Origin of the sequence: Bartonella sp. AA9NXGY (genome assembly GCF_042196845.1) — a bacterium.
Taxonomy (GTDB): Bacteria; Pseudomonadota; Alphaproteobacteria; order Rhizobiales; family Rhizobiaceae; genus Bartonella.
The window spans coordinates 1-18928 of sequence record NZ_JBHIRB010000024.1 but is presented as its reverse complement, the minus strand read 5'-3'; the positions used below and the strand labels follow the sequence as shown (position 1 = coordinate 18928).

At 38.6% G+C, this 18928-nt stretch carries 25 protein-coding genes and 1 pseudogene; 22 read left to right on the top strand and 4 right to left on the bottom strand.

All coding sequences use genetic code 11. From position 1 onward, the window contains the following. Nucleotides 1-374: tyrosine-type recombinase/integrase (locus ACFIM6_RS08790; protein WP_375612525.1), on the top strand; the 374-nt coding region annotated here is incomplete at its 5' end. 360 nt (nucleotides 375-734) lie between these two features. On the opposite strand, the gene ACFIM6_RS08785 is transcribed toward ACFIM6_RS08790, so the two are convergent. Together ACFIM6_RS08785 and ACFIM6_RS08780 are read right to left on the bottom strand one after the other, a co-directional pair. Beyond that, a complete protein-coding gene (locus tag ACFIM6_RS08785; RefSeq protein ID WP_375612524.1) occupies nucleotides 735-1328 on the bottom strand; it encodes a biopolymer transporter ExbD in 594 nt (197 codons plus the stop codon). Next, nucleotides 1325-2227 (bottom strand): MotA/TolQ/ExbB proton channel family protein, encoded by a 903-nt coding sequence (locus ACFIM6_RS08780; protein ID WP_375612523.1) that lies wholly within the window; start codon nucleotides 2225-2227, stop codon nucleotides 1325-1327. Before ACFIM6_RS08780 ends, ACFIM6_RS08785 begins: the two co-directional genes overlap by 4 nt. A gap of 1008 nt (nucleotides 2228-3235) precedes the next feature. Here ACFIM6_RS08780 and ACFIM6_RS08775 point away from each other — a divergent pair. Together ACFIM6_RS08775 and ACFIM6_RS08770 are read left to right on the top strand one after the other, a co-directional pair. Next, nucleotides 3236-3562 carry a YqjD family protein gene (locus tag ACFIM6_RS08775; protein ID WP_375612522.1) on the top strand — a complete coding sequence of 109 codons (327 nt, stop codon included), beginning with the start codon at nucleotides 3236-3238 and terminating at the stop codon, nucleotides 3560-3562. A 3-nt stretch (nucleotides 3563-3565) separates the two neighbouring features. Next, nucleotides 3566-4009 carry a hypothetical protein gene (locus ACFIM6_RS08770; RefSeq protein ID WP_375612521.1) on the top strand — a complete coding sequence of 148 codons (444 nt, stop codon included), beginning with the start codon at nucleotides 3566-3568 and terminating at the stop codon, nucleotides 4007-4009. 120 nt (nucleotides 4010-4129) lie between these two features. On the opposite strand, the gene ACFIM6_RS08765 is transcribed toward ACFIM6_RS08770, so the two are convergent. Continuing rightward, entirely contained in the window at nucleotides 4130-4324 is a 195-nt protein-coding gene (locus ACFIM6_RS08765) for a hypothetical protein (RefSeq protein ID WP_375612520.1), read from the bottom strand. Between the two features lie 1922 nt (nucleotides 4325-6246). After that, nucleotides 6247-6990 (bottom strand): nuclease, encoded by a 744-nt coding sequence (locus ACFIM6_RS08760; protein ID WP_375612519.1) that lies wholly within the window; start codon nucleotides 6988-6990, stop codon nucleotides 6247-6249. 158 nt (nucleotides 6991-7148) lie between these two features. On the opposite strand from ACFIM6_RS08760, the gene ACFIM6_RS08755 reads away from it, so the two are divergent. The 19 genes and pseudogenes from ACFIM6_RS08755 to ACFIM6_RS08665 form a co-directional block, all read left to right on the top strand. Next, on the top strand, nucleotides 7149-7499 hold the full coding sequence (locus ACFIM6_RS08755; protein WP_375612518.1) for a TrbC/VirB2 family protein: 351 nt from the start codon (nucleotides 7149-7151) through the stop codon (nucleotides 7497-7499). 27 nt (nucleotides 7500-7526) lie between these two features. Continuing rightward, nucleotides 7527-7853, top strand: coding sequence for a type IV secretion system protein VirB3 (locus tag ACFIM6_RS08750; protein WP_375612517.1), 327 nt, complete (start codon nucleotides 7527-7529; stop codon nucleotides 7851-7853). Next, entirely contained in the window at nucleotides 7850-10210 is a 2361-nt protein-coding gene (locus tag ACFIM6_RS08745) for a VirB4 family type IV secretion/conjugal transfer ATPase (protein WP_375612516.1), read from the top strand. The genes ACFIM6_RS08750 and ACFIM6_RS08745 overlap by 4 nt, the downstream gene beginning before the upstream one ends. Next, a complete protein-coding gene (locus tag ACFIM6_RS08740; protein WP_375612515.1) occupies nucleotides 10207-10977 on the top strand; it encodes a type IV secretion system protein in 771 nt (256 codons plus the stop codon). Before ACFIM6_RS08745 ends, ACFIM6_RS08740 begins: the two co-directional genes overlap by 4 nt. A 24-nt stretch (nucleotides 10978-11001) precedes the next feature. Next, nucleotides 11002-11268, top strand: a complete 267-nt coding sequence (locus ACFIM6_RS08735) for an EexN family lipoprotein (RefSeq protein WP_375612514.1) — start codon at nucleotides 11002-11004, stop codon at nucleotides 11266-11268. Then, nucleotides 11268-11654 (top strand): EexN family lipoprotein, encoded by a 387-nt coding sequence (locus ACFIM6_RS08730; RefSeq protein ID WP_375612513.1) that lies wholly within the window; start codon nucleotides 11268-11270, stop codon nucleotides 11652-11654. The genes ACFIM6_RS08735 and ACFIM6_RS08730 overlap by 1 nt, the downstream gene beginning before the upstream one ends. Next, nucleotides 11654-11938 carry an EexN family lipoprotein gene (locus ACFIM6_RS08725; protein WP_375612512.1) on the top strand — a complete coding sequence of 95 codons (285 nt, stop codon included), beginning with the start codon at nucleotides 11654-11656 and terminating at the stop codon, nucleotides 11936-11938. Before ACFIM6_RS08730 ends, ACFIM6_RS08725 begins: the two co-directional genes overlap by 1 nt. A gap of 322 nt (nucleotides 11939-12260) precedes the next feature. After that, nucleotides 12261-12683, top strand: a complete 423-nt coding sequence (locus tag ACFIM6_RS08720) for an EexN family lipoprotein (protein WP_375612511.1) — start codon at nucleotides 12261-12263, stop codon at nucleotides 12681-12683. A 295-nt stretch (nucleotides 12684-12978) separates the two neighbouring features. Beyond that, nucleotides 12979-13332: an EexN family lipoprotein gene (locus ACFIM6_RS08715; RefSeq protein WP_375612510.1), complete on the top strand. Its 354-nt coding sequence runs from the start codon at nucleotides 12979-12981 to the stop codon at nucleotides 13330-13332. A 26-nt stretch (nucleotides 13333-13358) separates the two neighbouring features. Continuing rightward, on the top strand, nucleotides 13359-13577 hold the full coding sequence (locus ACFIM6_RS08710) for a hypothetical protein (protein WP_375612509.1): 219 nt from the start codon (nucleotides 13359-13361) through the stop codon (nucleotides 13575-13577). Nucleotides 13578-13626: 49 nt separating this feature from the next. Beyond that, nucleotides 13627-13989 (top strand): EexN family lipoprotein, encoded by a 363-nt coding sequence (locus ACFIM6_RS08705; RefSeq protein WP_375612508.1) that lies wholly within the window; start codon nucleotides 13627-13629, stop codon nucleotides 13987-13989. Nucleotides 13990-14015: 26 nt separating this feature from the next. Continuing rightward, nucleotides 14016-14219 carry a hypothetical protein gene (locus ACFIM6_RS08700; RefSeq protein WP_375612507.1) on the top strand — a complete coding sequence of 68 codons (204 nt, stop codon included), beginning with the start codon at nucleotides 14016-14018 and terminating at the stop codon, nucleotides 14217-14219. A gap of 65 nt (nucleotides 14220-14284) precedes the next feature. Beyond that, nucleotides 14285-14686 carry an EexN family lipoprotein gene (locus ACFIM6_RS08695; protein ID WP_375612506.1) on the top strand — a complete coding sequence of 134 codons (402 nt, stop codon included), beginning with the start codon at nucleotides 14285-14287 and terminating at the stop codon, nucleotides 14684-14686. A gap of 36 nt (nucleotides 14687-14722) precedes the next feature. Further along, entirely contained in the window at nucleotides 14723-15646 is a 924-nt protein-coding gene (locus ACFIM6_RS08690) for a type IV secretion system protein (RefSeq protein WP_375612505.1), read from the top strand. A gap of 6 nt (nucleotides 15647-15652) precedes the next feature. Continuing rightward, complete coding sequence (locus ACFIM6_RS08685; protein ID WP_375612504.1) at nucleotides 15653-15937, top strand: type IV secretion protein VblB7; 285 nt, start codon at nucleotides 15653-15655, stop codon at nucleotides 15935-15937. After that, entirely contained in the window at nucleotides 15934-16605 is a 672-nt protein-coding gene (locus ACFIM6_RS08680) for a virB8 family protein (protein WP_375612503.1), read from the top strand. The genes ACFIM6_RS08685 and ACFIM6_RS08680 overlap by 4 nt, the downstream gene beginning before the upstream one ends. Before the next feature lie 2 nt (nucleotides 16606-16607). Then, entirely contained in the window at nucleotides 16608-17459 is an 852-nt protein-coding gene (virB9, locus tag ACFIM6_RS08675; protein ID WP_375612502.1) for a P-type conjugative transfer protein VirB9, read from the top strand. Nucleotides 17460-17486: 27 nt separating this feature from the next. Next, the gene (gene virB10 / locus ACFIM6_RS08670) at nucleotides 17487-18659 is read left to right on the top strand and encodes a type IV secretion system protein VirB10 (RefSeq protein WP_375612501.1); all 1173 of its coding nucleotides are present in this window, start codon (nucleotides 17487-17489) and stop codon (nucleotides 18657-18659) included. 17 nt (nucleotides 18660-18676) lie between these two features. Continuing rightward, nucleotides 18677-18928, top strand: a pseudogene (locus tag ACFIM6_RS08665) (P-type DNA transfer ATPase VirB11); the annotation flags it as partial.

Genomic DNA, 18928 nt, shown 5'->3' with positions numbered 1-18928 from the left:
ATCTCAAAACAGAGAAAAGTAAATTCCAAACAGATGTCTTTCTACCTATTTTACCGGAATTAGCCAAAACGCTTGAAGCTGGTCCTATTGGAGTAGAAACATTCATCTGTAGTAAAACTAATCAAAAACTCTCCAAAGAAAGCTTTGGCGATACATTTAGAGACGCTTGTAATGCGGCTGGAATTAAAAAATCGGCGCATGGATTAAGGAAATTAGCCGCAACACGCGCAGCTAACTCTGGTGCAACAGTATCACAACTCAAAGCAATTTTTGGCTGGACAAATGATGCTATGGCATCTCTTTACACAAAGAGCGCAGATCGCAAAAGGTTAGCTATAGAGGCGATAAAAAAGCTTCAAAAAGATGAGGGATAGAGGCAAAAAAACTCAATAGAATCAAGATTCACCTATTCCCCCATATTAGACATAACTATTTTATTTTACTTGCTTTTTATATACCATTTATGAACACCGCCGCAAAAAAGGCTTTAAGATGTATTAAGACACACAACAATCGCCTCTGCTGTTTTCTTGATCGCACCTCTTGCGGCAAGATGAGTAGAGTTTAATCCTAAAAAAACCGATTCAATATATGAACCCCCTGCGTAATATCAAACCCCTACGTAATATCAAACCCATGCGTGTTTGGTTTAATAAATCCGCGGAACCCTCATCAATTTCACTCTACGACTTTGAGTAATATGCTTTGCTTCCTGCAACAAAGGCTGTTTTTTATCACTGATCAGAGACATCGGCTGGAATATTAGCGTTTCCCGTAGTGCTCGTTGTTACGGCATCCACATGCCCCACAACGTTACCACCCGCGCTACCACCCGCTCCATCGACAGCAGCGTTCGCTACCCCTGTTGTTTTATTATTGATCTCACCTCTTGAGACAAGATTGGTAGAGTTTTGCAATCCTACAAGACCGATTTTATGATATCCAGCCATACGTATTTGATTTAATAAATCGATGACAGTACCATAATCAATTTCGCTATCCGCTTTGATTAAAATTTTTGTCTCTAAATTTTGCGTCGTTTCCCTCAACAAAGCGTCTCTCAAAACTGCTTGTTCTACAAGATGATCACCAATGTAAAGAGAACGATCTTTTTGCAACGTAACATAAAGAGGTTCATCAGACTGAACCACTGAAGGTGCTTGAGTTATAGAAGGAAGCTGAACGGAAATGGCAGATGTTGCCAAAGGCGCAGCAACCATAAAAACAATAAGCAACACCAATACAACATCAATAAAAGGGGTCACATTGATTTCGCTTTGCAACCCACTCTCGTCTATATCCCAATCATTATTAAGGCTTGCTTTCATTTTTTATGACTTTTCTGTTGTCTTTGTCTATCAAGTTCACGGCTCAAGAGCCTTTCAAGAGCAGCAGCGATATCACCTAAATCACTACGATAACCACTCAAAGCACGCATAAGGCTATTATACATAACAACGGCGGGAATAGCCACAAAAAGCCCAACAGCCGTTGCGAATAAGGCTTCAGCAATTCCAGGCGCCACCACATCAAGTCGCGTTGTTTGAGACTGAGCAATCCCAATAAAAGAATTCATAATTCCCCAAACAGTTGCAAAAAGACCAACAAAAGGAGCAATTGCGCCAATAGTTGCAAGAACAGCACTTCCACATGCAACACGGCGTGTAGCAGCCAGCAAGCAGCGTGCCAAAAGTGAATGAACCCTTTCTTTTAAACCTTCATGAACATCACGAACCCTAGCATCGCGAACATCGCGGGAAACATCTTCATATTGATTGCTCTCCTCATAAAAGAGAATATCTTCAATCGTTTGTGCATTTTCCCCTACACTGGTTTTTTCACCAGAGCTTTCGTTTATCCCTTCAGGAGCAGAAAAATGAACCTGTTGTGCAGAAAGATACACCTCTTTAAGGACTTCTTTGAGAAAAAACACACCAGCTCCTTTGCTTTCTTTCAAGCTAGCTGCCAAACGCGTAAGAGTCTGAGCATTTAGAACCAATTGAAGTTCATGACGTACTCTTCGTTTTACCAAAGTGATCTCAACAATTTTCACAAAAGCAATTGTCCAAGACATAAGTGAAGCAAGTAACAAAATAATGATAACGGCTTTCACCACCCAATCAGCAGCCATAAACATAGAAAGAGGAGAAAAATCATGCACTGTCAATACAGCAGACATATTATCTAAAGGGACTGTTTTATCTAAAGGGACTGTTTCAGATTCCATTTTTATCTCACATTCTTGTGCTCTTATCTTTATTTATGAGCTGGATCGTCACCCCGCATAGCATCACTGTTCCACAATGCCACTACCCTTTTAACGTCACTTGTGTATTCCTCTTAAGAAAGAAAACTTGATAAATCAAGTATAGTTTTATTCCACAAGCTCTCTCTCTTAATTCTAAAGAAATTACTCAAGAAATTTTTCTCTAACAATTCAACAAGTTTATCTTACCCAATCAATTTATTGCATAAATTAGGCAAAATGATAAACTTACAAGAAGTATCGCATATAATATTTTAATTTATAAGAATAATTTATCATCGTTCCTGTTAAATAAATCTCTCATATCGCAAAGCTTTTCTCATTTCTGCGGCTCTTTTGAAGCCAACAAAATATTTTCTTACATGAAACAAGCAGCAAAAATATCATAAAATCCTCGGAGAAAAGGATATGCACTTCTCTAACAACCAGTGCACTAAAGTACCTCTCCTATCCTAAAATAAAAATATACCTTACGTTTTTAAAAAAGAACGATCGCAATATTCTTAAACTGACCAAAAGTATCATGGGGAGCGCGTGTTGCCCCCAAATACATAGAGAGCAAAGAGCCGCAATATTATTTTCTTTTTCTTTGCTGCAAAAGTATAAAAATGACAGTACTTCTGCCGCAAAATCGCAACAACGATGTTTTTTACCTGTCACAAGCTTAAAAAATAAGCCTCAGCACACTTTTAAAAAACTTTTATAAAAAACTGCGCCACGAGAAACTGAAGAATGGTGCTAAATTACTGCAAAAGCATAAGACAATTCTCAACAGATGCGACCCTTTACAGACAAAGCATATCGTATAGGAAAGATTTATTTTATCAAAAACAATTTTAAATTCGACAAAATGAAAGGAACCAAAAAAAGCTTTTGGCGTTACTCAAGCAGTGAAAATTTTCACTCCAATGCAAATGATCACTATGAACACACCAATACAAATATAATGAATCAAGAGGGAAAAATACCATGGCCCATAATAAAACAACACAGCACGATAAATCAGCCGTAGAAAAAGACCTACAAGGACAATTAGAAACGTTACGCACTGAAATTTCAGGGATTACCTCAACCCTAACAGATCTTGGTGCAAACAAATTCAACGCCGCCAAAGACAAAGCGGAAAAACTATATCACTCAGCGAAAGAAAGTGGTGAAGACATGATGTCTCAAGCAAAAGACAAAATTAGTGATCTTGAACAAACCATGAATCAATGCGTTCGCAAAAATCCTGGCAAAAGCGTTTTGTTTGCCGCAGGGGTTGGTTTTATTCTTTCTCAATTACTGCGTCGTTAAGCAATGCATAAGTTTATCGCGCCTCTTTTAAACCATCTTGTCGGTGGAGGGCTTAAAAGCACAGTCAAGCAAGTACGCCTTCAAGCAATTTTTTATGGGTTTATTAGCATTTCATTCTTCATGTCTTTGCTTTTTTTATGTACCATCGGTTTTATTGCGTTATGTTCTGTTATGAAGCCTCTTGCTGCCGCCAGTATCATGTTTTTAATTTGTCTTTCTCTTGCGGGATTAGGTCTTATTATCAGTCGCATTCTCAAAACTTATCAACGCTATGACCAACAAAAAAAGACAGAAGAACAACGCCACAAACTCATGACAGATGCGACCGTTTCCAGCCTTGCAGCTCTCAGTCAACATCTCCCTTTTGCCAAATTGAGTGTTCCCATTCTCGGACTTGCAACTTATTTTTTGTGGAAAAAAGATAAAAAAGACCGCTTTTCAGAGTAAAATATGTAAAGCTGTCACTCTAAATCCCCCTCTCAATGTGCTTTCTTTTATAACAAAAGAAAGCACATTTTTTTCCTCATAGTCTCTTTAGCTTCTTCAAATACCTGAAAAAAATCCCCTTCATTTTGCTAAAAATTCCATAGAACCGCTACACTCTCTTTCAGATTGCAACCCATTTTTCATAAACATAACAACATAAGGCAATGCTTGCATTAGAAGTCCTAGTTTAATTCGAAGCCATTTATTGTTTTTTGAAGGAAATGATGTTCCGTTTCTGCCTTTCTCTATATTTTCATAAGCTTTTTTCAGAACCAAAGGTCACGTCATCGATTTGAATTTATAAAGCAAAAATATTCCCCGTATGAAAATTCTTTTTTCAAAAAATCTGAAATTTTTACCGATAAGAAAGTTGTAAAAACGTCCATTACACAACAAAAATTTATCAACTCTGATACGAATAGAACAGAGGTCATACCTACAATTCACGTCACAGAAAAAATAAAGAAAGAAAATTTTATAGAAATATTTGCTGATGGCATTCACGCAATTTGTAATTTATCTCGTACAGGACATCGTGCTTTGATAATAGTTTTAGAAGAATATCGATCTAATAAATCAACAAACGAAGATCCCAGCAGCGTTACCTTAATTTGGTTTGATGGGGGTATAAATGGAAAAAAGCGCGATATGGTCGACAGAACTTTTCACAATGGTTTAAGAGAGCTCATACAAAAAGGAATTTTAAAACCAAAATTGCCTAATCAATACTGAGTGAATCCTATTCTGTTCTTCAAAGAAGAAAAAGTTGCTTTTATGAAAGAATATCAAATAGAATCATCTTCTACCAAACCGGATATTTCATCCGTTGAACATCAAACAGATCTTGAAGATTTTATAACAAAATAACTTGTATCATTTATCGTACTGTGTATATTGTGGAGCATCTTGATTTAAGCGCGTGAGGGGAAAATAATGTCAAAATCACAAATAAGCAAAGAGGCGCTCGTCCTTTTGCTTTTATGGCTTCGTGGTCCTTTAAGATTGATACTAAGCCTTATAATGATAATGGGGTTTGTGGGATTGTTTACAATTCCTATTATGATATTATCAATAGGTTGGTCAAAGCACTAATAAACATTACAATTTGTTCCTTTATATTAGGTTTTGGCTCTTTCCTTCTAATTTTTTATTATGATAAACTTATAAGATATTTACAATAAACTGTTCACATATTTTTCCATTAACAATACTAATAAAAAACAAAAGATCACGATAATTAAATCTGTATTCCGATATAATTGATGAGATTAATACATATAATTTTTAAAGAGGGGAAAAATGAAAAAATTTATTTTAATATGCTTGGCTCTATTGACTATAGGATTGAATATTACAGGTTGTGGTAAAAGTAGAAGAGGAAAAACGTAGAGCCCAACAAGAAGAACAAGCTAAAAAGTTTTTTGAAACAAAATCGCCAGATACAGATCGTGGACATGCATATTAAATAAATACCCCACGACAATAAAATGTGAGTTATCAATCTCTAACTAAAAGAGTATTTTGTGTAACTCACACCTGACAACGTCATTGTACACTTTAACACGTATGAAGACAATCAGTTTTAAAAACTTTGGAAAGGCTTTTCATAACCTATCCGCTTAACGCTAAGTATTTATATAACAAAATACCCATTTATTATCTTTTCTTGTCTTTTTTATAATATTTTCAAATATATATCACTTAAAATACCTTATTATTTTCATCACTTTCTTTTGACTTATCCCCCTATAAGCTTTCTCTTTAATCATGATCTCAAAGCCGCGTGAGAAAAGAACAAGATAGGCCTTTTGGTTATTGATAAGGGGCACACGTGCGCCTAACGATACGCTTTTACAGAATTTCCCAGCCTTTAAAACTTAAGGCTTTTAGCCTTCTCATTTAAATGCAGGTTTGATGTCATGATTTTGGGGTGCGATTATTAAGAGTTTGAGAAGCGAAGAGCTTTTCATTTAAAAAGCAAAACGAAATGACGTATAGCCAAGGAAACGCGCGCTCCCATAGCGCTATAGTAAACAACCTATAAGGATATTTTAAACACAACAAATTTTCATAACGAGCGTTGTCCACCAAGGACTGTGTGGATTATCATTAACTTTTTTCTGATAAGATTTGCAGTAGAATATTGTCTTGATTTTTAAATAGCGCTTGAAAAGACGCTTTATCAATAATGGTCAATATTAATTATGGTCAATGGGATTATAGCTTCCATGATCTCTTCGCCAATCTTCTGGTTGTTGAAATTGGCTCGACCATAAACCGTTTTGTGCTTTTTGAGCAGCAGATTGTAGAGTTTTATAGTCTGCGGGGGATGGAAAATGATGCTGATCTTTTGTCAACACCATCAACCCTTCTGCCAGCCCCAACCGCGCCAGATCAACCCCATCTACAAAACATTGTGCATAATGAACCTGTTGAACGACACGTGCTTGCCGACAAGTAACCTTTTTATCAATTGTTTTTGAAACAAGCCAAGCCGTAACAAAAGCACCGCAAGGCCACTTAACTCCGTTGCGTGAGGCAAATTGTCGTGTTTCACAGCTTTCCACACCATATAAACGGATATCACGGATGATCTTTTTTCTCCACCCATCATCTACAAGCGTAATCATTTTAAAGGTCACACCACTTGTGACCTGTATAGCACCGGAATAGACCGGCACATTTTCTTCATAAAATTGTGATGCGATTGGTTCTGAATGCAACACCACATTTTGTTGGCTTGCGTCTTGTTGGTTTGCATAATCAACCAATTGTGACTTCGGATTTTGAACGGGGTTTCCAATTGTCTTTTCTGATCCTTCAAAAAGAGAAAATTGCATAATATTTTCAGTATGTTGACTGAAATAAAAGTATCCTAAAATAATAATACAAATTAAGACAATATATTTAGGCGCTGCTCGAAGATATTTTAAAAGTATCATTTTGAATATTACTATATTTTTTGTTCATTAAATAATAAAAGATTAAATATTATTAATTTATCGATAGAAAAATTTATTTTTTTCATTTATATGATTCCCGATTAATATTTTGAATATTAATTTTGTGATTAACTTAAACATAAAGCGGGGGAATTTTCATGAAAAACATGAATAATTCGTTCATTAATGAACATACCTTACAAAAAACTATTCTATCCAACACCCAAAAGAAATGGTTAACAGCAGCATTGATGCTGTTTATTGCCTTCATGGCACTGAGTGAACCAGCATTTGCTGATGGCGGCTTCGGAAAAATTGAAACTGCTCTTCAAAAAATAGTTGATGCTTTAAAAGGACCAATTGCAAAATCAATCGCAACCATTGCGATTGCTGGTGTTGGGCTTGCATGGATTGCTGGTTATGTTGAAATGCGTAAAGCTTTCTTTGTTTGTGTTGGCATCGGCATTGTTTTTGGTGCATCGCAAATCGCATCAATGTTTATGTCTTAATTCGCTTAACTTTAGCCTTTCAAAGCCATGAAAGAGCACGACAAGCTAACAGAAGATACGTTATTTCTTGCTTGCACGCGCCCTGCAATGATTGCAGGCGTGACGGTGGAAGCTATGGGATTAAATGGGATAGGAACGATGATATTGTTCATTATGGCAGGCAATATTTTTTTTCTAACCTTTGGTGTGATGCTGCATTTCATATTCAAGGAAATCCTAAAGCATGACCATAACAAATTTCGTATTCTTCTGACATGGCAAAAAACAAGTATTTTTGCCAGAAATTCGAGTCTATGGGGTGGGGGAAGTATTTCTCCATTACGATTAATTCGTAATTATGAGGAATTACAATGAATAGAACAGAGCGCAAACGTGAAAAGCAGCCAGAGGCGATCATTCCTTATGTGCGCCATGTCAATAAACACATCATTGCGCTGGATTCACGCGCTCTCATGAGCGTTATTAAACTTGAAGGCATTAACTTTGAGACAGCGGATATTATTGATCTGAATGTGCTTCACGAACAGCTCAATAATCTGTTTAAAAACATAGCGGATGAACGGATAGCGCTTTATAGCCATATTATCAGAAAGCGTGAAACGATTTATCCGGATGGGAATTTCAGATCGGCATTTGCCAAGCAATTAGATGATAAATATCGCGAGCGGATGATTTCACAGGAGCTTTATCGCAATGAGCTTTATCTTTCGATTTTGTGGAACCCACACGTTGATCAAACGGATAAATTAGTGGAGTTTTTCAAACGTTTAGGCAAAGCCAAGCAAGAAAAGACAGAAGTTGATGCAGAGTCCATTCGCAAGCTTGAAGATATTACCACAGATCTTATTCAAAATTTAGAGCGTTATGGTGCAAGAAGATTGAGTCTTTATGAACATGAAGGCAATATTTATTCGCAGCAAAGTGAGTTTATCCACCAATTGGTGGGAGGTCGTCGTGAACGGATACCTCTCACATGGGGGACGATAGCTTCGACTGTTTATTCAGACCGTCTCATTTTTGGAAAAGAGATCATAGAAATACGCACCGAGGCGGGACAGCGGTTTGCGGGCATGTTTGGTTGGAAAGAATATCCAGCAAAAACCAGGGTAGGCATGGCGGATGGTTTGCTCACCCTTCCCTTTGAGTTTATTTTCACCCAATCGTTTATTTTCAAGAGCAAAAATGCTGCCAAACAGATTATGGGGCGCAAACAAAACCAAATGGTCAATGCAGGAGATCGAGCAGGTTCACAAATTATGGAACTGGATGATGCGCTTGATGATCTTGAATCCAATCGTTTTGTTTTAGGGGAGCATCATTTATCATTGGCAGTTTTTGCTGATACGCCGCAAGAGTTAGCGGATAATCTTGCCAAAGCGCGTTCTCGTCTTACAGATGGTGGGGCTGTCATTGCGCGGGAAGATTTAGGGTTAGCAGCAGCTTGGTGGGCACAATTGCCTGGCAATTATGCTTATCGCACGCGTTCTGGTGCGATAACAAGCCGCAATTATGCAGCGCTTTCTCCTTTTCATTCTTTTCCGGTTGGAAAAATAGATGGCAATGTGTGGGGACCAGCGGTAGCCTTGATGAAAACCTCTGCTGGTTCACCGTTTTATTTTAACTTTCACTTTGGTGATTTAGGCAATACGTTTGTTTGTGGTCCCTCTGGTTCTGGGAAAACGGTTATTGTTAATTTTCTTTTAGCACAACTTCAAAAGCATGATCCCAATATGGTCTTTTTTGATAAAGATCGGGGCGCAGAACTTTTTGTGAGGGCTGGTGGTGGCACTTATATGCCCTTGAAGAATGGTAGACCGACAGGCATAGCACCGCTAAAAGGCTTAGACTATAACAATCCAGCAGATAGAGTTTTTTTACGCCAATGGATTATCAAGCTTGTTTCTTCTGAAGATCAAAAGATCAGTGAATCAGAAAGACAAGATATCACGGCGGCTGTTGACCAACTTGCCTTATTACCCAAAGAACAACGGACAATATCGGCCTTACAAATGTTTTTTGACACCACGCATAGAGAGGGGATAGCGGGTCGTTTAGAGAGATGGTGTAAAGGCAATGCCTTAGGGTGGGTTTTTGACAATCCTGATGACGACATTGGCATTGATGCAAAATTTATTGGTTATGACATGACGGATTTTTTAGACAATAATGAAATTCGTCCCCCCTTAATGATGTATCTTTTTCATAGGATTTTGTCTCTGATTGATGGACGTCGTATTATCATTGTCATTGATGAGTTTTGGAAAGCCTTAGAGGATGATTCCTTTAAAGCCTTTGCGCAAGACAGGCTGAAAACTATCCGTAAACAAAATGGTTTGATGTTGTTTGCAACGCAATCTCCCAAAGATGCGATCAATTCGACCATTGCTCACACCATTATAGAGCAATGCCCCACACAAATTTATTTTCCCAATCAAAAGGGCAATCATGGGGATTATGTAGAAGGTTTTAAATTATCGGACAGAGAATTTAACCTGATACAATCAGAATTAAGCCGTGAGTCACGGCGTTTTCTCATCAAACAAGGACAAAGTTCAGTTGTAGCAGAACTGAATTTACGCGGCTTTGATGATGAAATAGCCATTTTAAGTGGCACCACCAAGAATATTGAACTCCTAGAGACCATTATGGATGAAGTTGGACAATCTCCAGAAAAATGGCTTCCTATTTTTCAAGAAAGGTCAAAGCAATGAAAAAACTTTTATTGGCAACAGCTCTTTGCGCAATTTCTTTTGGACCTCAAGCAAATGCATTTGGAGGTGGTCCCTTTGATTATAAAATACTGCTGGAAAATATAGAGCAAGCCAAAAGATTGAGAGAACAAGTTGCAAAAGCAGAACAACAAATTCAACAAGGTGCACAACAGCTTGAGCAATTAAAGAGCCAACTCGATCAAGCGAAACAGTTATATAACTCCTTAAATGTCAAGCCTGACATTTCGGGATTGAAAGAGATGTTTAACAAGCAAGGGAGCAGTGGCGCCCTTCCTTCAGATTTTAACCACTTTCAACAATCAATGGGCAGTGGTGGCGGCGGTGGCGGTGGCGGCGGCAGCAAAAACACGCAAAAATGGCAAGAAGAACTTAAATACAAAGAGCCCGCGGGGGGCGCAGACTCAAAAGAGGCAGTAGATGCTTTTTACACACAGGAAGTGAAAAAAGCTGAACAGCGCGTAGTAGGACAAGCAGCAAAAGGACAAGACGTCTACGAAGAAGCCAGTGAAACACAAAAAAACATTACCAAGCTTCTTGACGAACTTGGAAGTACTGAAGATGCGGGTAAAATTCAAGGCATTCAAGCACAACTAGAAGCGATACAAGCAAAACTCCAAACACAAGTCCTTCAAATGCAAGCCGCCGCAATGATTCAACAAGCAGAAGAAAAAGCGGCAGAAAGACGTGAAATAGAAGAATTTAAAGCACGAACCAAAGCTTTAGCCCAAAAAATGCGTGGTCAATAAACGAGAAAAAAGAGGGGCTTGAATATGAACAAGATCATCATAACAACATTGCTACTTTGCACAGGGCTCATCACCACTGGATGTGAAAAAACCCACAGCGTAGAAGAACTTAAAAAAAATAAAAAACTGATGGAAGAAGTATTAGTGAAATGTTTGACGTCAGGGGATTTGAATTCGAAAAATTGTAAAAATGCAGAGCAAGCTGAACTTGAAACCCGTAAAAAATGGGGAGGATTTGGCTCAACAAATGACGATAAACAAGATTCTGAAAAGAAACAGGACAATAAATAATGAATAAAGTTCTCATAACAACATTGCTACTTTGCACAGGGCTTATGGCTGCTGGTTGTGAAAAAACCTATAGCGTCGCAGAATTTAAAAAAAATCCAAAATTATTTGATGAATGGGTCACGAGATGTGGAGGGATAGGAACTTCAAAAAATTGTGAAAACCTAAGAGTAGCAGGCGCTGAACTTGAGAAAGAACGTCAGGCAAAAGTTGAAGAAGAAAATCGCAAAATAGATGAAAAATTTAAAGCTGAACAAAAAGCTTGGATTGAAAAAATGAGAGCTGAGAATGAAAAATTCCGAGCCGAACAAGAAGCAAAGCGACGTGCTGAAGAAGAACAAGAAGCAGAAGAGCGCGCTAAAGCTAAACAACAACAGGACAATAAATAATGAATAAAGTTCTCATAACAACATTGCTACTTTGCACAGGGCTTATGGCTGCTGGTTGTGAAAAAACCTATAGCGTCGCAGAATTTAAAAAAGATAAAAATTTACGCGATGAATGGAGACGTAAGTGTGGATGGACAGGAGATTCACAAAATTGTAAAAATTTAGACAAAGCAATAGAAGAAGTACGTCAAGAAAATTTTGATAACTATCTAAATAAATATCGTAAAAATGACGATAAACAAAAAATGAAAGAACAATCTGAAAAGAAAGAAGACAGTAATTAAAGCATAAAAATTCGACTTTGTATGGAACGCGAACCCGTATGATAAGAAGCGGAGAAAAACAATGGCAGCGTATGATATATTTACCATGATAGACAACGGGTTGATCGAGCCCCTCACAAAGGTAATGGATAGCACCATTACACATCGCTATTGCGCTTTAGCTGCTCAACTTAAAGAGCTTTATACACTCTATAATAGATTTATGGCAAGATTATGTCTCTGCCCTAGATTTATCATCACTGGTTATAAAAAACCAGAACATAGCATAATTTAAAAATTGTGCTCAAAACTCAAAAACTGAAAGGAAAAAGGGGAAATATCTATGAATAAAGTTCTCATAACAACATTGCTACTTGGCACTGGAATTATCGCTGCTGGATGTGAAAAAACTCACAGTGTAGCAGAATTTAAAAAAGATAAAAAATTGATGGAAGAGTGGAATGCTAAATGTGGATTCGCAGGAACTGCCAAAAATTGTGAAAACCTAAGATTAGCACAACTTGAACTTCAAAAGGAATATGAAGCCAAAGCTGAAGAAAGAAGCCGGAAAGCGGCAGAGCGCTTCAACAAAGCGATGGATGAACTTATGGACCAACAAAAAGCTGAACATGAAAAATGGAAAGCTGATTTTGAAAAAAGAAAAGCTGATTTTGAAAAAAGACAAGCTGAAGAAAAAGCAAAAGAACAAGCCGAACGAGAAGCAGAAGAGCGTGCTAAAGCTAAACAACAACAGGATAATAATTAAGACATAATGAAGAGCGGAGCATCTAAATGGCAATAGAAACCAACGGTGTATTTACTTGGATAGATAATACTGTAATGCATTCCCTTACAAAAATAATGGATAGCACCATTACACATCGCTATTGCGCTTTAGCTGCTCAACTTAAAGAGCTTTGTACACTCTATAATAGATTTATGGCAACATTATGTCTGTGCCCTAGATTTATCATCACTGGTTATAAAAACCGATAACACAAGCAGAATTTAAAGATTGTGCTCAAACCTTGTAAAACTGAAAGAAAGAAGGGGAAATATCTATGAATAAAGTTCTCATAACAACATTGCTGCTTTGCACTGGAATTATCGCTGCTGGATGTGAAAAAACCTATAGCGTTGCAGAATTTAAAAAAGATAAAAATTTACGCTTAGAGTGGGATGCTAGATGTGGATTTGCAGGAACTTCAAAGAATTGTGAAAACATGCGGTTAGCATTTTTAGAACTTCAGAAAGAGTATGAAGCAAAAGCAGCAGAAAGAAGTCGTAAAATTGAAGAAGAAAATCGCAAATCAATGGAAAAATTGAAAGCTCAAATGAGGGACGATCTTGAAAAAAGGAAAGCTGAACTAGAAGCAAAAGAGCGCGCGGCAGAAGAACAACAGAATAATAATTAAGACATAATGAAGAGCGGAGCATCTAAATGGCAATAATAACGAAAGGCGTATTTACTGACATAGACAATATGTTGATGAATCCCATTACAAAAATAATGGATAGCGCCACTACACATCGCTATTGCGCTTTAGCTGCTCAACTTAAAGAACTTTACAGACTATACAATAGATTTATGGCAACATTATGTCTGTGCTCTAGATTTATCATCACTGGTTATAAAAAACCAGAACATAGCAGAATTTAAAGATTGTGCTCAAACCTTGTAAAACTGAAAGGAAAAAGGGGAAATATTGATGAATAAAGTTCTCATAACAACATTGCTACTTGGCACTGGAATTATCGCTGCTGGATGTGAAAAAACCTATAGCGTTGCAGAATTTAAAAAAGATAAAAATTTACGCTTCGAGTGGGATGCGAAATGTGGATTTGCAGGGACTTCAAAAAATTGTGAAAACATGCGGTTAGCATTTTTAGAACTTCAAAAAGAATATGAAGCAAAAGCAGCAGAAAGAAGTCGTAAAATTGACGAAGAAAATCGCAAATCAATGGAAAAATTGAAAGCTGAACAAGACGCTTGGATTGAAAAAATGAGAGCTAAACGAGAAGCAAGAGAACGCGCTAAAAGAGAAGCTGAACAACAACAAAATAACCATTAAGACATAATGAAGAGCGGAGCATCTAAATGGCAATAGTAACCAAAGGTGTATTTACTTGGATAGATAATACTGTAATGCATTCCCTTACAAAGACAATGGATAGCACCATTACACATCGCTATTGCGCTTTAGCTGCTCAACTTAAAGAGCTTTGTACACTCTATAATAGATTTATGGCAACATTATGTCTGTGCTCTAGATTTATCATCACTGGTTATAAAAACCGATAACACAAGCATAATTTAAAGATTGTGCTCAAAACTTGTAAAACTGAAAGGAAAAAGGGGAAATATCTATGAATAAAGTTCTCATAACAACATTGCTACTTTGCACAGGGCTCATCACAGCTGGATGTGAAAAAACCTATAGCGTCGCTGAATTTAAAAAAGATGAAAAATTACGCCTAGAGTGGGATGCAAAATGTGGATTTGCAGGAACTTCAAAAAATTGTGAAAACATGCGGTTAGCATTTTTAGAACTTCAGAAAGAATATGAAGCAAAAGCTGAAGAAAGAGAGCGTGAAGATGACGAACGTTATCGTAAAGCAATGGAAAAAGCTAAAGCTGAACAAGACGCCAGGATTGAAAAAATGAGAGCAGAGAATAAAAAATTCCGAGCTGAACAAGAAGCAAAAGAACGCGCTGAAGAAGAACGAAGAGCGAAAGAGCGCGCTGAAGAAAAACAAAATAACCATTAAATTATAAAAATATACAATGAAAAGTGGAGCATCTAAATGGCAATAATAACGAAAGGCGTATTTACTGATATAGATGATATGTTAATGAAGCCAATTACAGAGACAATGGATAAAACCATTCACAACCTTTCATCGTCTTTAAGTGCTCCGCTTAAACTGTCTTGTACAATTTACATTATATTTATAGGATACAATATCATCTATGGGCGTTCTTCCATGCCACTGTGGGAGTTTATAGCGACAACTTTCAAACTGGGCATCATAGTTGCACTCGCCACAAACGCCGCTCTTTATAATGAGTGGGTCAGTGGGATATTTTTCCATGATCTGCCGAATGCCATTTCAAATGTCACCCAAGGTGCACATTCGGATCGAAATGTATGGGACAATATGATGAACCAAGCTGGAGCACAGGTTTTGGACGCAGCAAACCAGTACACGGGTCTCTCTCAAATGGGGATGTTTATTGCGACATGGATTGCTGGTTTTATCTGCCTAGTAGTTGCTGCCTTTTTTTGTACAGTTGGTTTTGCCGTTTCACTATTTGCTAAACTGGGATCATTTCTTGTCCTATCAATAGGACCACTCTTCATAAGCCTCTATATGTTTTCCTCAACCAGAAAATTTACAGAGGCATGGTTAGGGCAAGTTGCAAACTTCATCATTTTATATGTGTTAGTCGTGCTGCTTGGTGGCTTATATGTCAATATTGCGATGAACATTTTTTCAGCAGGTCTTAAAAATATCTTCACTACTTTAATTCAGTTCTTGGTTGTTGGTCTTGGTGGTATTTACCTTTTCCTCAGACTCCCTGATATCGCATCAGCTTTAGCCTCTGGGGGGGCTTCTCTTACAGGATCAGGACCAGTTGCTAAAGCAACGGCTCAACTAAGTGGACGAGCTGCTAATGCAGCAACAAGGGGCATTAAAAAATTAGCATCACTATTAAAAAAGGTCTAAGTTCAAATGCGGGAATTTAAAAAAATTGGGATTATCTTACCATTTCTCTTTCTCAGTGGCTGTGTGTCTTCACCAAACACACTGAAGTCACTCCCAAAGTGTGATGGATATTCTAAACGTCCACTCAACAGATCAATGTGGAATTGGGAAGGGAAAAAACCCACGCCCACGCCCATTATCATCAGTAACAACACCCCTTCACCCGTAGAAGGTAAGCTGGAAACGCTTCTGGCACAAAAATTAACGGATGAAGAAATCAAATCTTACAAAAATTGCGGGCAAAAAGCATGAAAGAAAAAGACATAGAACAATACATTGCTGAAGCGCGCTCGTTTGATCAAGACCGCATGCTCGCCTCACGCCGCACCACCCGCGTCTCGCTTGCCATTGCCGGCATAGCCGTTGCTGTTGCAATACTGTCTTCTCTCGCGGTCATCACCCTCACACCCCTTAAAACCGTGGAACCTTTTGTCATCCGCGTCGACAATTCAACCGGCATCACTGAAGTTGTGGAAGCCTTAAAAGAAGGTCCCACCAATGTCGATGAAGCAATCACACGCTACTTTGCTGCAAAATATGTCCGCTCCCGTGAAGGCTTCACTACAGAAGAAACACAACACAACTTCCAAACCGTCTCCCTCCTCTCTTCTTCAGAAGAACAGGAAAGATTTGCCAGCTGGTATGGAGCAAGAAATCCCCAAAGTCCTCAAATTCTCTATAAACACGCCGCCGTTACAATAACAATAAAATCAATCTCCTTTATCAATGACGATGTTGCCCAAGTGCGTTACTACAGAACCATTCACGACAACGACAAAAACAAAGAATTCATCACCCACTGGGTTGCAACACTTACCTTTGAATACATCAATGCCCCTATCTCTGTCCAAAACCGTTTGATAAATCCTCTAGGGTTTATTGTTAGTGAATATAGAACCGATCCGGAAGTGGTCAACTGATCATGACAAAAAAAATTCTTTTTCTCATTCTTAACATCGCTATTACCCTTTCTTTAACGCCTAGCCATGCCAGTATTTTTCCCACTCGTGCGCCAAGCGATAGCCGCATTCGCTTTATCAACTATGATGCCTATAATGTCACAAAAATTATTGGCTCCATACGCTCATCGGTACAAATAGAATTTTCTCCCAATGAAGAAATTGCTCATGTAGCGATTGGCAACAGCGTTGCATGGGAAGTTGCACCAGCGGGTAATATTCTTTTCCTTAAAGCGCGGGAAGTCCAACCCATTACCAATCTCCAAGTCGTCACCACAAAGCTTGATGGCTCAAAGCGCTCCTATCAATTTGAACTCATGGTCAAAGATGGAGAAATTTCCTCTGGACAAGAAACATATTTCCTTGTGAAATTTCGCTACCCACAAGAAGAAGCAGAACAAAGAAGACTCGCAGCCCTTATGCGACAAGAAAAACAACAAGCCCAGCGTATCGATAATGTCTTCAACGCTTCTGAAACCTACGGACCTCGCAATTGGGCTTACACCGCTCAAGGATCGAGCGTGCTCGAACCCTCCTCCGTTTATGACAATGGCAAAACCACAACATTTACATTTCCCGACAACCAAGAAATCCCTGCCATTTACATTGTCAGCAATGACGGTACAGAATCGCTGGTTCCCAAAACCACGAGAGGCAACATGGTGATTGTCCATGCCATTAGCGCACGCTTCACCCTAAGACAGGGAAAAAACGTCCTATGCGTCTTTAACGAAGCCTATCAACCAAAAGGCACAAATCCAAATACCGGAACAACCTCACCATCTGTTGAACGTAAAATTGCATCAGATCTTTAAATAAGCGGGAATTGAAGGGGACAACACATGAGTGATAAACCAATCATCGAAGATCGCGGATCTATTGGGGATGGCAAAAACAATAGCGCCAAAAGCGCTGGCAAAAAAATAGTTGTCGCAATAGCCTGTATAGGAATCTGCGGCTATGTGCTCTGGAACATCTTAGCCACCCCCACAGAACAAAAAGACACCGCAAAAGCTCATAAAAAACAAGAAAAAAGCTTTCACAATTCCCTCGCCCCTTTAGAGCTCGCGCCCTCTGACCCGCGTGCAAACATAGCGCCAATAACCTTACCACCCCCACAACCACTCGCACAAGAACCCAAAAAAGATGACCCATTACTTGATGCCGCAAGACGTGCCCCTGTTTTAGCTTTTGCCAAAGGCTCTAAATCTCAATTAAAAGACATCGTCAACACGACTCTCAACCCCTTTGAAAAATTCCATGCCCTTGAAAATCTCGCGAATGCGCAAAATTCTCCTGCCCTTCAAGACACACAAAATTTTGCAACCCTATTAAAGCCTACCAAAACAGAAGAAGCAAAAGCAAAACTCATCGGCAATAGAAACTTTATCATCGCCATGGGAACCTCTATTCCCTGTATCTTAGAAACCGCATTAAACAGTGAGCAACCAGGCTTTGCAAGCTGCATCATCAACCGTGATATCCTCTCTGACAATGGGCGCGTTGTTTTGCTTGATAAAGGAACCCAAGTGATTGGCGAATACCGCGGAGGGATAAAACAAGGTCAATCTCGCCTCTTTGTACTCTGGACAAGAGCAAAAACCCCAACCGGTGTCATCATCGACCTTGCCTCACCCGCAACCGACAGTTTAGGCAGAGCCGGTTTTGATGGCAACATCAACACCCATTGGTGGGAACGCTTTGGCTCTTCCCTTTTACTCACCGTTATTGATGGTGCCACAACAGTTTTAACAAATAAAATAGTAGGCAATTCCAATAAAGAAGGTTCAAACAACTCTGGAGGCGGCGGTTTTGAAGGCGCAAACAACACTGGAAAAGAGGCCGCCAGTATTGCTCTTGAAAATCAAATCAACATCCCTCCTACCTTAGAAAAATTTCAAGGCGAACTGGTCAACATCTTTGTAGCAAAAGATCTCGATTTTTCCTCTGTCTATAAACTAGTCGTAAAGAGCAAAAGAAACCGCTCTACTCCCAGCTATTCCTTTTTTCATTAAGCCAATAAAGTCACATTATGCCATCAGCAAAAAATGCAGAACGCGCCTCCATCGTTTTAACAAAATTAAAGATCTTAGATGACTTCCTCAATGATGACAATTTATTTGAAATTGTTATCAATCGCCCTGGCGAAGTAATCGTTGAGGGTCCCAATGGTTGGCAAACCCACATCTTAAAAGAGCTAACCTACAGCGAACTAGAAGGGATTGCAAAAGTTGTTGCTGCCTACACAACACAAAAAATCAGTGTAGAAAACCCCGTTCTCTCC

Coding starts and splice junctions, on each gene's coding strand:
- ACFIM6_RS08785 (WP_375612524.1), bottom strand. CDS start 1,328: ATGAAAGCAAGCCTTAATAATGATTGGGATATAGACGAGAGTGGGTTG.
- ACFIM6_RS08780 (WP_375612523.1), bottom strand. CDS start 2,227: ATGGAATCTGAAACAGTCCCTTTAGATAAAACAGTCCCTTTAGATAAT.
- ACFIM6_RS08775 (WP_375612522.1), top strand. CDS start 3,236: ATGGCCCATAATAAAACAACACAGCACGATAAATCAGCCGTAGAAAAA.
- ACFIM6_RS08770 (WP_375612521.1), top strand. CDS start 3,566: ATGCATAAGTTTATCGCGCCTCTTTTAAACCATCTTGTCGGTGGAGGG.
- ACFIM6_RS08760 (WP_375612519.1), bottom strand. CDS start 6,990: ATGATACTTTTAAAATATCTTCGAGCAGCGCCTAAATATATTGTCTTA.
- ACFIM6_RS08755 (WP_375612518.1), top strand. CDS start 7,149: ATGAAAAACATGAATAATTCGTTCATTAATGAACATACCTTACAAAAA.
- ACFIM6_RS08750 (WP_375612517.1), top strand. CDS start 7,527: ATGAAAGAGCACGACAAGCTAACAGAAGATACGTTATTTCTTGCTTGC.
- ACFIM6_RS08745 (WP_375612516.1), top strand. CDS start 7,850: ATGAATAGAACAGAGCGCAAACGTGAAAAGCAGCCAGAGGCGATCATT.
- ACFIM6_RS08740 (WP_375612515.1), top strand. CDS start 10,207: ATGAAAAAACTTTTATTGGCAACAGCTCTTTGCGCAATTTCTTTTGGA.
- ACFIM6_RS08735 (WP_375612514.1), top strand. CDS start 11,002: ATGAACAAGATCATCATAACAACATTGCTACTTTGCACAGGGCTCATC.
- ACFIM6_RS08730 (WP_375612513.1), top strand. CDS start 11,268: ATGAATAAAGTTCTCATAACAACATTGCTACTTTGCACAGGGCTTATG.
- ACFIM6_RS08725 (WP_375612512.1), top strand. CDS start 11,654: ATGAATAAAGTTCTCATAACAACATTGCTACTTTGCACAGGGCTTATG.
- ACFIM6_RS08720 (WP_375612511.1), top strand. CDS start 12,261: ATGAATAAAGTTCTCATAACAACATTGCTACTTGGCACTGGAATTATC.
- ACFIM6_RS08715 (WP_375612510.1), top strand. CDS start 12,979: ATGAATAAAGTTCTCATAACAACATTGCTGCTTTGCACTGGAATTATC.
- ACFIM6_RS08710 (WP_375612509.1), top strand. CDS start 13,359: ATGGCAATAATAACGAAAGGCGTATTTACTGACATAGACAATATGTTG.
- ACFIM6_RS08705 (WP_375612508.1), top strand. CDS start 13,627: ATGAATAAAGTTCTCATAACAACATTGCTACTTGGCACTGGAATTATC.
- ACFIM6_RS08700 (WP_375612507.1), top strand. CDS start 14,016: ATGGCAATAGTAACCAAAGGTGTATTTACTTGGATAGATAATACTGTA.
- ACFIM6_RS08695 (WP_375612506.1), top strand. CDS start 14,285: ATGAATAAAGTTCTCATAACAACATTGCTACTTTGCACAGGGCTCATC.
- ACFIM6_RS08690 (WP_375612505.1), top strand. CDS start 14,723: ATGGCAATAATAACGAAAGGCGTATTTACTGATATAGATGATATGTTA.
- ACFIM6_RS08685 (WP_375612504.1), top strand. CDS start 15,653: ATGCGGGAATTTAAAAAAATTGGGATTATCTTACCATTTCTCTTTCTC.
- ACFIM6_RS08680 (WP_375612503.1), top strand. CDS start 15,934: ATGAAAGAAAAAGACATAGAACAATACATTGCTGAAGCGCGCTCGTTT.
- virB9 (WP_375612502.1), top strand. CDS start 16,608: ATGACAAAAAAAATTCTTTTTCTCATTCTTAACATCGCTATTACCCTT.
- virB10 (WP_375612501.1), top strand. CDS start 17,487: ATGAGTGATAAACCAATCATCGAAGATCGCGGATCTATTGGGGATGGC.